The 14,069-nt window shown below is 60.5% G+C and carries 13 protein-coding genes; 8 read left to right on the plus strand and 5 right to left on the minus strand.

Annotation, left to right across the window (positions count from 1 at the left end):
- Positions 1–49 precede the first annotated feature (49 nt).
- Positions 50–2,209: a type I secretion system permease/ATPase gene (locus F8N12_RS23520; RefSeq protein WP_150582506.1), complete on the plus strand. Its 2,160-nt coding sequence runs from the start codon at positions 50–52 to the stop codon at positions 2,207–2,209.
- A gap of 9 nt (positions 2,210–2,218) precedes the next feature.
- On the plus strand, positions 2,219–3,586 hold the full coding sequence (locus F8N12_RS23525; protein WP_150582507.1) for an HlyD family type I secretion periplasmic adaptor subunit: 1,368 nt from the start codon (positions 2,219–2,221) through the stop codon (positions 3,584–3,586).
- A 139-nt stretch (positions 3,587–3,725) separates the two neighbouring features.
- Here the strand turns inward: F8N12_RS23525 and F8N12_RS23530 are convergent, their stop codons facing one another.
- Both F8N12_RS23530 and F8N12_RS23535 read right to left on the minus strand, forming a co-directional pair.
- Positions 3,726–4,322: a tRNA-uridine aminocarboxypropyltransferase gene (locus F8N12_RS23530; protein WP_150582508.1), complete on the minus strand. Its 597-nt coding sequence runs from the start codon at positions 4,320–4,322 to the stop codon at positions 3,726–3,728.
- 4 nt (positions 4,323–4,326) lie between these two features.
- Positions 4,327–5,220, minus strand: a complete 894-nt coding sequence (locus F8N12_RS23535) for a LysR family transcriptional regulator (RefSeq protein WP_150582509.1) — start codon at positions 5,218–5,220, stop codon at positions 4,327–4,329.
- Positions 5,221–5,604: 384 nt separating this feature from the next.
- Here F8N12_RS23535 and speB point away from each other — a divergent pair, with 384 nt between their 5' ends.
- From speB to F8N12_RS23560, 5 genes are all read left to right on the plus strand, one after another.
- On the plus strand, positions 5,605–6,555 hold the full coding sequence (speB, locus tag F8N12_RS23540; RefSeq protein WP_028624255.1) for an agmatinase: 951 nt from the start codon (positions 5,605–5,607) through the stop codon (positions 6,553–6,555).
- 9 nt (positions 6,556–6,564) lie between these two features.
- Complete coding sequence (locus F8N12_RS23545; RefSeq protein ID WP_150582510.1) at positions 6,565–6,972, plus strand: YybH family protein; 408 nt, start codon at positions 6,565–6,567, stop codon at positions 6,970–6,972.
- 49 nt (positions 6,973–7,021) lie between these two features.
- Positions 7,022–8,533 (plus strand): purine-cytosine permease family protein, encoded by a 1,512-nt coding sequence (locus F8N12_RS23550; protein ID WP_191623213.1) that lies wholly within the window; start codon positions 7,022–7,024, stop codon positions 8,531–8,533.
- Positions 8,534–8,608: 75 nt separating this feature from the next.
- The gene (locus tag F8N12_RS23555) at positions 8,609–9,988 is read left to right on the plus strand and encodes a sodium:solute symporter (RefSeq protein WP_150582512.1); all 1,380 of its coding nucleotides are present in this window, start codon (positions 8,609–8,611) and stop codon (positions 9,986–9,988) included.
- Between the two features lie 140 nt (positions 9,989–10,128).
- Positions 10,129–10,380: an acyl carrier protein gene (locus F8N12_RS23560; protein ID WP_150582513.1), complete on the plus strand. Its 252-nt coding sequence runs from the start codon at positions 10,129–10,131 to the stop codon at positions 10,378–10,380.
- A gap of 116 nt (positions 10,381–10,496) precedes the next feature.
- Here F8N12_RS23560 and F8N12_RS28150 read toward each other — a convergent pair whose 3' ends face one another.
- Both F8N12_RS28150 and ptrR read right to left on the minus strand, forming a co-directional pair.
- Entirely contained in the window at positions 10,497–10,622 is a 126-nt protein-coding gene (locus F8N12_RS28150; protein ID WP_318189661.1) for a PA1414 family protein, read from the minus strand.
- A gap of 140 nt (positions 10,623–10,762) precedes the next feature.
- A complete protein-coding gene (gene ptrR / locus F8N12_RS23565) occupies positions 10,763–11,656 on the minus strand; it encodes a putrescine utilization regulator PtrR (RefSeq protein WP_150582514.1) in 894 nt (297 codons plus the stop codon).
- A 102-nt stretch (positions 11,657–11,758) separates the two neighbouring features.
- Between ptrR and F8N12_RS23570 the strand changes: the two genes are divergently transcribed.
- The gene (locus F8N12_RS23570) at positions 11,759–12,940 is read left to right on the plus strand and encodes an MFS transporter (protein ID WP_150582515.1); all 1,182 of its coding nucleotides are present in this window, start codon (positions 11,759–11,761) and stop codon (positions 12,938–12,940) included.
- Here the strand turns inward: F8N12_RS23570 and F8N12_RS23575 are convergent.
- Positions 12,885–13,817: a DMT family transporter gene (locus F8N12_RS23575; protein ID WP_150582516.1), complete on the minus strand. Its 933-nt coding sequence runs from the start codon at positions 13,815–13,817 to the stop codon at positions 12,885–12,887. The genes F8N12_RS23570 and F8N12_RS23575 overlap by 56 nt on opposite strands.
- Between the last annotated feature and the right edge of the window lie 252 nt (positions 13,818–14,069).

Raw genomic sequence — 14,069 nt, forward strand, 5'->3', positions numbered from 1 at the left:
GCCAGCCTGCGGTCGGCTGCATTACCACGGATCTACAGGAACAATCAGTGTGACCAGCATGCAACCCGGCAATATTGGCGTCGATCCGCGGCTGAGCTTCGATGACCCGCTTCTGGACGGTCTGTTGATACTCTGCAAACTTCATGGTGCGACTGTCAGTCGCGCCAGCCTCAGTGCCGGGCTGCCTATGGCACACCAACGCCTGAGCCTGGACCTGCTGCCCCGTGCAGCGGCCCGGGCCGGTTTGCAGGCGCGCCTGTTGCGGCGCGACCTGGCAGACATCTCGCCGCTCAATCTACCGGTCATGTTGATGCTCGCCAACGGACGCACCGCCGTTCTGCGGCGCGTCGGCGATGACGGGCGCCTGTTGATTCTGCCCAGCGAGGCCGATGGCGGTGAGCAATGGGTCAGTCGTGAAGAGCTGACCGCGGACTACAGCGGGCAGGCCTTGTTCGCACGCCCGCGACACGAGCTCGAAGACCTCCGCGCGCCGCTGGTACCGAGAGTGGATGCGTGGTTTCGCGACACCTTGAAATTATCCAAATGGCTGTACAGCGATGCGATTCTCGCCAGTTTCCTGATTAACCTGCTGGGTTTGATGGTGCCGCTGTTCGTCATGCAAACTTACGACCGCGTCGTGCCAAACCAGGCCACGTCGACGCTGTGGGTGTTGTCGATCGGACTGTTGATCGGCACCGGCTTCGAACTCGTGCTGCGCCTGGTGCGTGCGCACTTGCTGGACACCGCCGGGAAGAAAACCGATGTGATCCTCTCGGCAACGTTGTTCGAGCGCATCACCGGCATGTCAATGAAAGCGCGGCCGGCGACCATCGGCGGTTTCGCCCAGAGCATTCACGACTTCCAGGGGCTGCGCGAATTCCTCACTGCCGTGACCCTGACCAGTTTGATCGACCTGCCGTTCGCCGTGCTGATGCTGGTGGTGATCGGCTTGCTCGGCGGCTGGCTGGTGGTGATTCCGCTGCTGGCGTTCCCGATCACGATCATCTTTGCCATGGTGATTCAGTCCCGTCTGCGCGACACCGTGCAGAAAAGCCTGACCCTAGGCGCAGAACGCCAGGCGTTGCTGATCGAAACCCTTGGCGGGCTGGAAACCCTCAAGGCCTGCAGCGCCGAGAGTGAACGCCAGCACAAATGGGAAAGCACCCATGGCGCTCTTACCCGTCTTGACAGCCACGCGCGCAACCTCTCGGCGATGGCCACCAACGGCACATTGTTCATTCAGCAATTCGCCGGCATGGCGACCATTGTTGCCGGCGTCTACAGCATCATCGCCGGCAACCTCAGCGTCGGCGCACTGGTTGCGACCTACATGCTCGGTAGTCGCGTTCTGGCACCGCTCGGGCAAATCGCCGGATTGATCACGCGCTATCAACAAGCGCAACTGACCATGAAAAGCACCGACGCGCTGATGACCCTGCCGCAGGAGCGCGATGCCAGGCAACGTCCGCTCGAGCGCACGCAGTTGCAAGGTGCACTCGATGTGATCGGCGTGACCTTTCACTACAACGGCCAGAGCACGCCGGCGCTGGCCAACGTCAGTTTCAGCATGAAGCCCGGCGAACGTGTCGGCATCATCGGCCGCAGCGGTTCCGGAAAAAGTACCCTGGCCCGGCTGGTCATGGGTTTTTATGCGCCGGAAGAAGGTCAGTTGTTGCTTGATGGCCTTGACCTGCGGCAACTGGACGTCGCCGACCTGCGCCAGCAAATCGGCTACGTCGCCCACGACTTGCCGTTGCTGGCCGGCAGCCTGCGCGACAACCTCACCCTGGGTGCGCGCTACATCAGCGATGCGCGCATGCTCGAAGTGGCCGAATTGACTGGCGTGACCGAACTGGCGCGTCAGCACCCGCAAGGGTTCGACCGGCCGGTGGGTGAACGCGGTCAGTTGCTGTCCGGCGGTCAGCGTCAGGCCGTGTTGCTGGCGCGGGCTCTGCTGCTCGATCCACCGATCATGCTGCTCGACGAACCCACCAGCGCCATGGACAACAGCAGCGAAGATGTTCTGCGGCAGAAACTCCACGGCTGGATGCAAGGCAAGACCTTGTTGCTGGTCACCCACCGCACCTCGATGCTCAGCCTGGTGGACCGGCTGGTAGTGCTGGACAACGGGCGGATCGTCGCCGACGGTCCGAAAGAAGCGGTCATCGATGCACTACGCAAGGGCCGCGTCGGCTCTGCGGCGGTTTAGGAGTTGTCCATGTCTGATTCACCCGCAGCGTCTTCAAAAGACAGGGGCTACTTCGGCAGTTTCGGCAAAACCGCCGAAAGCGAATTCATGCCGGAAACGGCCGGCGCGGCTTTGCAGGACTCGCCGCGCTGGTCGCGCGTCACCGTGTGGCTGGCCGCCGGGCTTATCATTACGGCCGTGGTCTGGGCCAAATTTGCCGTGCTCGAAGAAGTGACCATGGGCGAAGGCAAGGCGATCCCCTCAAGCAAAGTTCAGGTGATTCAGAACCTGGAGGGCGGCATTGTCACCGAGATCTTCGTCCGCGAAGGTCAGATGGTGAACAAAGGCGACACGTTGCTGCGCCTCGATGACACGCGGTTTCTGTCAAACAAGGGCGAAAGTGAGGCAGATCGTTATGCGCTGACAGCGCAAGTCGAGCGCCTGTCCGCCGAGGCCGAAGGCAGGCCCTTTACACTGTCGCCCGAAGTGATCGCCAAAGCACCGCAAGTGGCCGCAGACGAACGCTCGTTGTTCGACCAGCGGCAGCGTCAACTGGCCAGTGAGAAACGCACGCTCAGTGAGCAACTGCGGCAAAAAACCCAGGAACTTGCAGAGTTTCGCTCCAAACAGGGCCAGTTCAGTTCCAGCCTGGCGTTACTGCAGCAGGAAATGAACATGTCGGCGCCGCTGGTCGGTACCGGGGCAGTTTCGCCCGTGGAAATTCTGCGACTCAAACGCAGCGCGGTGGAAATCCGTGGCTCGCTGAATGCCACCACGCTGGCGATACCGCGTGCGGAATCGGCGATCAACGAAATCAAAAGCAAGATTGACGAATCCGAGCAAGCATTCCGCTCCGAAGCCGCCAAAGAGCTCAACGAGAAACGCACGGATCTGTCGAAGATCACCGCATCAAGCATCGCTATCGATGACCGTGTATCCCGTACCACCGTGGTATCGCCGGTGCACGGGATCATCAAGATGTTGAAGGTCAACACCATCGGCGGCGTGGTTCAGCCGGGCAACGACATGGTGGAGATTGTGCCGATCGAAGAAAACCTGTTGATCGAAGCCAAGGTGCGGCCGCAGGACGTGGCCTTCCTGCACCCGGGGCAGAAAGCGATGGTCAAGTTCAGTGCATACGACTACACGATTTATGGCGGGCTGAGCGCCAAGCTTGAGCTGATTGGTGCAGATACGATCACAGATGACAAGGGCAACAGCTTTTATCTGATTCAAGTGCGCACGGACAAAAACCATTTGGGCGGCGATGCAAAACCGCTGCTGATCATCCCGGGGATGGTGGCCACCGTCGATATCATTACGGGTGAAAAAAGTGTGCTGGATTACCTGTTGAAACCGGTGTTGAAAGCGCGGACGGAGGCGATGCGGGAGCGGTGATCTCTGTTGCGGGGGTTGCTTTGATTTTTCCATCGCCATCGCGAGCAGGCTCGCTCCCACAGTGGATCGCAGCTTTTCTGGAAGAACTCGATTCCTGTGGGAGCGAGCATGCTCGCGATGAGGCCCTTATGAACCATGGCTACTCCGGCACGTGGTTACGCTGGTAGGTCTCCTGCCCCATCGCCGCTATCTGCCCGTCGATCAAAGCGTCGAACGGCTTTAATAACGCGTCAAAATCCGCCGGCGCTTCCAGCGTCTGCAGCGCCTGCACAATCGCTTCGATCGTCGACAACGCGCCCGGCTCCGGAGCCTTGCGTAAGCGATAACGCGATACAGCCCCCGCCGCCAGCGTCACTCTCGGCAACGCTGCCAGCAGCGGATTGAGGTGCAGCATTTTACTCGCCTTGCGCCAGGTCCCGTCCGGCACCACCAGCAGCATCGGCTCATCGTTCGCGGCGTAGGTCTGCAACGTCTGTGCATCGTTCGCCGGGAACAGCAGCCGCGCGCGATAACCGGGTTGATTCAGCAGTACCGGCAACTCCTCGAACACTTCACCGACAATCATCTCGGCATTGCTCAACCCCAACGCTGCCAACCGCGCCGTGTTCAGCGCATGGCTGACTTCACTCGGATGCTGCAAGAGCAGCACCCGGGTGCGGCTATCGAGGTTGGGGATCAGCGCACAAAGGCAATGGCTCTGGGGGCGCAGGCAGCGCGGACATTGAATTCGGGGCATCGTTTTAAACCTGATTGAGCTGCGCTTTGAGCAAGTCGCGGAACGTCTGGATCAATGGTTCACGACTACGGCCTCGACGCACGATCATCGAAAATGGCGCCTGATAACCAAAAGTCGCCGGGAGCAACACGCGCAAATCTCCCTTGTCCGCCCAGGCCTGGGCATAGTGTTCCGGCAGGTATCCAATGTAGGCGCCGGACAGCACCAGAATCAACTGCGCTTCCATACTTTCCACGGTCGCCGCGCTGTGCTTGAAACCGTGACGCGCCAGTTCGGCCTGACTCCAGTAGCCGCGACCGACCATGCGCTGCTGAGTGATGACTTGTTCGGGGATGCGCCGTTCGCTGAACAGCGGATGGCGACTGCTGCAATACAGCCAGTGTTGTTCGCGGTAGAGCGGCATGTAGACCAGGCCGCTCATGCGCGTGGAAAACGCACCAATGGCCAGGTCGAGACGGTTGTCCTGCACGCCCAGTTGCAATTCGTACGGGCTCATCACCGACAAGTGCAAATGCACGGCCGGGTGTTCCTGGCTGTAAGCGCCAATGGCTTCGGCGAATGGCAGGGCTTTGTCGCTCACGGTGGAATCGATCACGCCGAGGTTAAGCGTGCCGCGCAACTCGCCTTTGAGTGCAGCGGCGTATTGCTCGAACCCTTCGAGCTCACCGAGCAGGCGCAGGGTTTCCTGATGGAACAGTTCGCCTTTGCTGGTCAGGCTGAAACCGCCGCGTCCGCGATGGCACAGGACCAGGCCGAGCGCCGCTTCGAGCTGACTCATGTAGGTACTGATCGCCGACGTCGAGAGGTTGAGCTCTTGTTGCGCGTTGGCGAAACCTTGATGGCGAACCACGCTGACGAAAATGCGCAGGAGCTTCAGGTCGGGTAAAGCGTTGGCCATGGGGGAGCTCCAGCAAAAGGAAAGCGCAACCTTTGGGACGACGGCGAACCTGTGGCGAGGGGGCTCGCCCCCGTTGGGCCGCGAAGCGGCCCCAAATCACCTACTGCGGTTTCCGACAGAGAGAGTGTGCCGGGTGACGACTGCTGCGCAGCCGAACGGGGGCAAGCCCCCTCGCCACAAAAGCCGAATCGATACGGGATTCTGTGCATGGCCGCAAGTCTATCTCTGCACCCGCCATTAGTTTAGAAAAATCTGAACTAAGTATTTGCCCGCAGCGATTCTTTCCGGCCACTGCATTTCGCAGAATCGGCCCCACTCCGGTGCCCGTCTCTCCCCGAGCCGTGCAACCGACATAAATAAAACAACGACGATGAGGCCCTACCCGTGGACAAGATTCTTCACCAACCACTGGGCGGCAACGAAATGCCGCGCTTCGGCGGCATCGCCACCATGATGCGACTTCCCCATGTACCTACCGCTGCCGGCCTGGATGCGGCCTTCGTTGGCGTACCGCTGGACATCGGCACTTCCCTGCGCCCCGGCACCCGCTTCGGACCTCGCGAAATCCGCGCCGAATCCGTAATGATCCGCCCGTACAACATGGCCACCGGCGCCGCCCCGTTCGATTCCCTGTCGGTCGCTGACATCGGTGACGTGGCGATCAACACCTTCAATCTGCTGGACGCCGTGCGGATCATTGAAGAATCCTACGACGCGATCCTCGAACACAACGTGATACCGCTGACTCTCGGCGGCGATCACACCATCACCCTGCCGATCCTGCGTGCCATCCACAAAAAACACGGCAAGGTCGGCCTGGTGCACATCGACGCCCACGCGGATGTAAACGATCATATGTTCGGCGAGAAAATCGCCCATGGCACCACCTTTCGTCGCGCGGCCGAAGAAGGCTTGATCGATTGCGATCGCGTCGTTCAGATCGGTCTGCGCGCTCAGGGTTACACCTCGGAAGATTTCAACTGGAGCCGCAAACAAGGTTTCCGCGTGGTTCAGGCCGAAGAGTGCTGGCACAAATCCCTGGCGCCGCTGATGGCCGAAGTTCGCGAGAAAGTCGGCAACGGTCCGGTGTACCTGAGCTTTGACATCGACGGCATCGACCCAGCCTGGGCACCGGGTACCGGCACCCCGGAAATCGGCGGTCTGACGACCATTCAGGCGATCGAGATCATCCGCGGCTGCCAGGGTCTCGACCTGATCGGTTGCGATCTGGTAGAAGTCTCGCCGGCTTATGACACCACCGGCAACACCTCGCTGCTGGCCGCCAACCTGCTCTACGAAATGCTCTGCGTACTGCCGGGCGTGGCCCATCGCTGAGGATGGGTCATGAACGACACCGATCAGGTTTCAAGCGCTGCCGCTGCACTGGTGACAGCCTTTGCCCGCAACGATCGCGACGCCTACTTCGGTGCGTTCAGCGCCGATGCCAGCTTCGTGTTCTACACCCTCGAACAGCCTCTGCTGTCGCGCGATGCCTATCAGGCCTTGTGGGACAGCTGGCGCGCCGAGGATGGCTTCGAGGTGCTGTCGTGCACCTCGAGCAACGCTTTTGTCAGCCTGCAAGGTGATGTGGCGATTTTCATCCATGACGTGGCCACCGAGCTGCGCATGCAAGGGGAGCAACACTTCAGCCAGGAGCGCGAAACCATTGTGTTTCGCCGACAACAACAAGGCCTATGGCTGGCCTGCCACGAACATTTGTCCGCAATGCCGGAAGGGCTGCCACCCCTATAGCTTCAGGTGACGCTCACACACGATGAGCGCGCCGTTATGATCGGAGCAGATCATGAATAATAACAACGACAAAAGTCTTAGCAGCATCGAAACAAACGGGGTCGAACAGATCCCGGACCACGAGCGTGACGCCCGTCCCGGCGACCTGTTCCGCCTGATTTTCGGCGGCGCCAATACCTTTGCGACCGCAGTCCTCGGCAGTTTCCCGGTGCTGTTCGGGCTGTCGTTCCAGGCGGGTGTCTGGGCGATTGTCCTGGGCGTGCTGCTCGGCGCGCTGATTCTTGCACCCATGGGCCTGTTCGGTCCGCTCAATGGCACCAACAACGCCGTCTCTTCCGGTGCGCACTTCGGCGTGCACGGGCGGATCGTCGGCTCGTTTCTGTCGTTGTTGACCGCGATCGCGTTCTTCTCACTGTCGGTGTGGAGCTCGGGTGATGCGTTGATCGGTGGCGCGAAACGCCTGATCGGCATGCCGGAAACCGACCTGTCACTGGGTCTGGCTTACGGGCTGTTCGCGATACTGGTGCTGATCGTGTGCATTTATGGTTTCCGCTTCATGCTATGGGTCAACCGCATTGCGGTGTGGGCCGCCAGTGCGCTGTTCCTGCTCGGGGTGTTCGCCTTCGCGCCGACGTTCGACAGCCAGTTCAGCGGCACAGTCGCGATGGGGCAGGCCGGCTTCTGGGCGGCCTTCATCGGCGCGGCGCTGGTGGCCATGAGCAACCCCATTTCATTCGGCGCATTCCTCGGTGACTGGTCGCGCTACATTCCACGAAATACGCGAAAAAGCCGCATCATGCTGGCGGTGATCGCGGCACAGATCGCTACCTTGATTCCGTTCCTGTTCGGCCTTGCCACCGCCACCATCGTCGCGATCAAAGCGCCGGACTACATCGCTGCCAACAATTACGTCGGCGGTTTGCTGGCCGTGTCGCCGAGCTGGTTCTTCCTGCCGGTTTGCCTGATCGCAGTGATCGGAGGTATGTCGACTGGAACGACTGCGCTGTACGGCACCGGGCTGGACATGTCGAGCGTGTTCCCGCGCGTGCTGTCCCGGGTCAAGGCGACGCTGTTGATCGGGGTGATGTCGATTGCTTTCATCTTCATCGGACGGTTTGCGGCAAACCTGGTGCAGAGCGTGTCGACCTTCGCCGTCCTGATCATCACCTGCACCACCCCGTGGATGGTGATCATGATCATCGGTCTGCTGGTGCGTCGCGGCTTCTATTGCCCGGATGACTTGCAAGTGTTCACTCGCGGCGAAACAGGTGGCCGCTACTGGTTTACCCATGGCTGGAACTGGCGCGGCCTGGGGGCCTGGATCCCGAGTGCGCTGGTCGGCCTGTGCTTCGTCAACCTGCCGGGGCAATTCGTTGGCCCCTTGGGTGAACTGGCGGACGGCATCGACATCAGCCTGCCGGTCACACTGGGCCTGGCGTCGGTGCTGTACCTGACCTTGCTGGGTCTGTTCCCGGAACCGGCCGCCGTGTTCGGGCCAAATGATCCACGCAGCAAGGGCACCAGCACCATCGAGAAACCTGAAATTCGTCAGCCGGCCTGACACCCCTCCCGTTCTGGGAGCCACACAGAAATACCTTTGCCTCACCATAAAAAAGACAATCGGAGACACGCCATCATGGCTTTGGATTTATTGGTCGTCATCATTTACGCCGTGGCAATGCTGGTGCTGGGCTACTACGGCATGCGCAAGGCAAAAACCCACGAAGACTACCTGGTCGCAGGTCGCAACCTGGGCCCGGGCCTGTACATGGGCACCATGGCTGCCACGGTTCTGGGCGGTGCATCCACCGTCGGCACCGTTCGCCTTGGCTACGTCCATGGCATTTCCGGCTTCTGGCTGTGTGCCGCACTGGGTTGCGGGATCATCGCGATTAACCTGTTCCTCGCCAAACCGTTGTTGAAACTGAAGATATTCACCGTCACCCAAGTGCTGGAAAAGCGCTACAACCCGATGGCGCGGACGGCCAGCGCGACCATCATGCTCGCGTACGCACTGATGATCGGGGTGACGTCCATCCTGGCCATCGGCACCGTGCTGCAAGTACTGTTCGACATGCCGTTCTGGATTTCGGTATTACTCGGCGGCGGCATCGTAGTGATCTACTCCACCATCGGCGGAATGTGGTCGCTGACCCTGACCGATATCGTCCAGTTCGGCATCCAGACCGTTGGCCTGATGTTCCTGTTGTTGCCGATCTGCCTGTATCGCGTAGGCGGCTGGGACCAACTGGTGGCGCAACTGCCGGCGGCCAGCTTCAGCTTTACCAGCATCGGTTGGGACACCATCATCACGTACTTCCTGATCTACTTTTTCGGCATCCTGATCGGCCAGGACATCTGGCAACGCGTGTTCACTGCGCGCAGCGAAAAAGTTGCGAAAGTCGCCGGTACCTCGGCCGGTATCTACTGCATCATCTACGGCCTGGTCTGCGCCTTGATCGGCATGGCGGCGCACGTACTGATCCCGGATCTGGACAACGTCAACAACGCCTTCGCAGCCATCGTCAAAGTGTCTCTGCCGGACGGCATCCGCGGCCTGGTGATCGCCGCAGCACTGGCTGCAATGATGTCCACCGCCAGCGCCGGCCTGCTCGCTGCGTCAACCACACTGTCCGAAGACCTGCTGCCAAAATTGCGCGGCGGCAAGCCGTCGAACGTCAACAGCAACCGTCTGTTCACCCTGCTTACCGGCATCGTAGTGCTGGGCATCGCGCTGGTCGTGAACGATGTAATCAGCGCGCTGACGCTTGCCTACAACCTCTTGGTCGGCGGCATGCTGATCCCGCTGATGGGCGCCATCTACTGGAAACGTGCAACCACGGCCGGGGCGATCACCAGCATGGCGCTGGGCTTCATTACGGCTCTGGTATTCATGTACACCGATGGCATGGACGCCAACACGCCGATCTATTACAGCCTGGGTGTCAGCCTCGTGAGCTTCGTCGCGGTGAGCCTGCTGTCCCGTCGTCCGGCAGTGGTGGCGACTGCGATCTAAACTGTACTTAACTTGATGCTTTCTTGGACGGGTGTGGCGTCGGTTGCCACACCCGTTTTTTTTTCGTGTGAAGAGTGCCCGGGATCGAGACTGCTCTACTCGATACGGGAACAACTACGTCAACGCTCGCGAAGACAATCATGAAAAAAGCAGCCGTTCGCGCCGCCGTCCACCGCTTCATCAGCCGCTTGCTGGAAGATCAGCAAGACTTCGCCGACAACGCCAGTCTGCAGGACCTGGGATTGGACAAAGAGGATATTGAAGAATTGATCTTTCATCTGGAAGATGAGCTGGGGCTGACGGCATTTACCGCAGAGGAAGATCAGCTTCTCAAGACCGCCAGAACGGCGAATGACTTGAGTCGGTTTTTAATACAGATTGGGCGCCACTGAACCGTGCCACACCCGACCAACCCCATCTGGGCTGGGAGCTAATTGTGGTGAGGGGGCTTGTCCCCGTTGGGCCGCATAGCGGCCCCAAAATATCTACTGCGATCCAGCCGAGGCGCTTATCGCCGGCGTTGTTGGCGTCGACGTTCGTCGTCCGTCCGAATAGGCACGGGTTGCATAGGCGGTTCGATCAAACCGAGTGCAACACCCAGATCGTGCAGCCAGCTTTGGATTTTCTCTTTCATGGTGCCCCCTTCAGGGTAATGCTGAGCGGCTGAAATTCTAAAAGCCCCTTCGCACTGATAATAGTCCGAAGTCCTACGCAATGCTCGGCAAAAGAAGCAATGATCTGTTACTGAATTGATCTGAATTCCCGGCGATAAGTTCAAGCCATTGCCGACGTCGCGATCACCGGTGATGGATACAGCGCCTGCTGTTGCTCGATCCATGCGTTCAGGTTCGCCCCGACCATGCCCTTGCGCCACATCAACCACGTCGTCGCACTGGCAAACGGCTCAGCCAGCGGGTGTACGGCGACACTTTCCCGACCGGGCAGGCTCGCAAGCATCGACTCCGACATCAACGCCACCCCGGAGCCGGCGATGACACAAGCGAGCATTCCCGGATAAGACTCTATTTCCATCGCCCGGCCCATGGCGGCATGCGCGTGCGCGAACCACGCTTCCAGGCGCATACGGTAAGAGCAGCCCTGGCGAAAAGTGAACACCGAGCGCCCCTCGACCTCCAGGGCACTGCGCACCGGCGGGTGATCGGCTTCACTGATCAGCACCAGCCGCTCATGGCACAGCGGCACTCCGTCAAGTCCGGCCAGCTCCAGCGGACCATCGACCAGCGCGGCGTCGAGCCGACCGGACAGCAGACCTTCCAGCAATTCTCCACTGGGGCCGGACTGCACCTGCAGATTCACCGCTGGATACTGCCGGTGATAGCGCGCCAGCAACGCAGGCAGATGGATGGCCGCCGTGCTGTACAACGTACCCAGCACGAAATCACCGGCCGGTTGCCCGCCCTGCACTGCCGCTTGCGCCTCGTCATGCAAATTGAACATCTTCGCGGTGTAGTCCAACAGGACTTTTCCCGCAGGTGACAACAGCAGACGCTGACGCTCGCGAACGAACAACTCCACACCCAGTTGTTCTTCGAGTTGTTTAAGCCGCGTCGACAGGTTGGAAGGCACGCGATGCAATCGTTCGGCGGCCCGGGTGATCGAGCCTTCTTGCGCAACAGCCTGGAAGATCCGTAATTGGCTAAATTCCACGACCCTCTCCAAATCAGAACAAGTTACCCACTATTATTCATTTTTAAAGAAAGTCAATCACCTCTAGCCTGACGGTCATTGAGCCTCTGCCGGAACCTGAACATGACTCCTCTGATCCGTTTGTCAGCCTGCTTTATCGCTTTGATGATGGCCATGGGTATCGGGCGCTTCGCCATGACGCCGCAGTTGCCGCACCTGCTCAGCGAAGGACAGATCGACCTGACTGCTGCCGGTTTGATCGCGGCCGCCAATTATCTGGGCTACCTGGTCGGCGCCGTTGATGCGATGTTTTCCCACCGTCCCGAGCAAGTTCGACGGCGGCTGCTGGGCGGCCTGTGGCTGTGCGTGCTGCTGACCCTGGGGTCGTTCTGGGCCAATGGGTTCTGGTCGCACATGATCCTGCGTTTCGGTACCGGGCTGGCCAGCGCTTGGGTGCTGGTGATGATTACCGCCCTGAGTCAGCCACTGGCCGCAGCAGCCGGCCGGCCGCGACTGGGTGCAGTGGTATTCGCCGGGCCCGGCCTGGGGATCTTTATGACAGGCCTATTGGCTCTTGCCTCCAACCTGATGGGGCAAACCTCGGCAACATTGTGGCTGGTGTATGCGGCCGCCGGGCTGGTGATGCTGCTGGGGATATTGCCATTTCTGCCGCGAGCGGTGGCAACCCACTCCACCGCGCCTGGCGCTGGCGGCACGGGCAATCGCGGAATTGGGCGGTTAGGGCTGATTTACGGGTTGTACGGCTTGGGCTACATCATTCCGGCGACGTTTCTGTCGCAGATGGCCAGCGCACAGTTTCAGGGTCAATGGCAGGCGGATCTGTTCTGGCCGTGTTTCGGCCTGGCGTCAGCAATTGGCGTGGGGTTGGTCAGCTTGCGTCGACACAATCCGGATGCCACCCGGCACTGGCTGATGGCAACGTTATGGCTGCAGGCGGCAGGTGTATTCGCGTGCCTGATCGGCAGCGGTGCCGGTCTTGCGTTGGGTGTGATGCTCTGCGGGACGCCGTTTCTGGCCTGCATGCAATTGGTCATGCAACGGTCGCGCGAACTGGCGCCGCATTCCACTCAGCGCAACGCAGGTTTGCTGACGGCGTGCTTCGCTATCGGCCAACTGAGTGGTCCGCTGCTGGCAGCATCAAGCAGTCATTTCAGCGGCGGCCTGCACCTCGCCCTGATCGTTGCCGGCAGTGCTTTGCTGATCGCGGGCGGTTTGTCGCTCAGCCCGATCAAGGCTGCCCGAGGACTTTGCGCAAACGACGGCGAACCCACTGCTCCGCGCTGACAAACGTGATGCCCAACAACACCAGCACTGCGCCGACGACGAAGTTGAGGCTCAATTCTTCGCCGAGCAACACCACGCCAAAGGTGACGCCAAACAACGGCGTCATGAACGAAAACACCGCGAGGTTCGCCGCCAGGTATCGACGCAGCAACCAGAACCAGGTCAGGTAGCTGAAAAACGACACCACCAGCCCCTGGAACAACACACTGGCCACGGCCACGCCGGTCAGGCTGACATGGGTAACCTGCCCGCTGAGGATCGCGATCAGCAGAAGGCCGACAAACCCGACCATCAGCTGATAGAACAACGTCAACGTCACCGGCGCTTCCGATAGGCGAGAGGCGCGCACCACCACCGTGGTCGCGCCCCACGCCGCACCTGCCAGCACGCCGAGGGCATCGCCCATCAGCATGCGTCGATCAAGGTTGTCCCACGAAACCCCGCCGGCGAACGCAACCGCGATGCCAATGAAGGCCAGCAGGATACCCAGCCATTGCACCGGTCTCAATCGTTCGCTGGGCAGTAGCCAATGCACGCCCAATGCGGTGAAGATCGGCGCGGTGTAGAGAAACACCGACATGTGCGCGGCGGTGGTCAGTTGCAGGCCTTCGGAAATGAAGAAGAACTCAAGACCGAATAAAGCGCCGGCGAGCAGTCCACCGCGCCAGGTATGACTGACCTGAGCCCAACCGCCTTTCCAGCAGATAAGCAGGCCTACCAGCAGCGCGGAAATACCCGAGCGCGCGGCGGCCTGCATCACCGGCGCAATGTCCGGTGCAGCCCACTTGATCATGACCTGCTGAACGCCCCAGACCAGGCACAAGCCTACCATCACCTGCAGGGCAAATCCGTCGGCGCTACGTCGTGTGATGCTCACCGGAAAACCTCTACGACCCAATCAATCCCTGTAGCAGCTGGCAAAGCCTGCGCCTGTAGCAGCTGGCGAAGCCTGCGCCTGTAGCAGCTGGCGAAACCTGCGTCTGTAGCAGCTGGCGAAACCTGCGTCTGTAGCAGCTGGCGAAGCCTGCGCCCGTAGCAGCTGGCGAAGCCTGCGCCCGTAGCAGCTGGCGAAGCCTGCGCCCGTAGCAGCTGGCGAAGCCTGCGCCCGTAGCAGCTGGCGAAGCCTGCG

Source organism: Pseudomonas fluorescens (assembly GCF_902497625.1).
GTDB lineage: Bacteria > Pseudomonadota > Gammaproteobacteria > Pseudomonadales > Pseudomonadaceae > Aquipseudomonas > Aquipseudomonas fluorescens_BQ.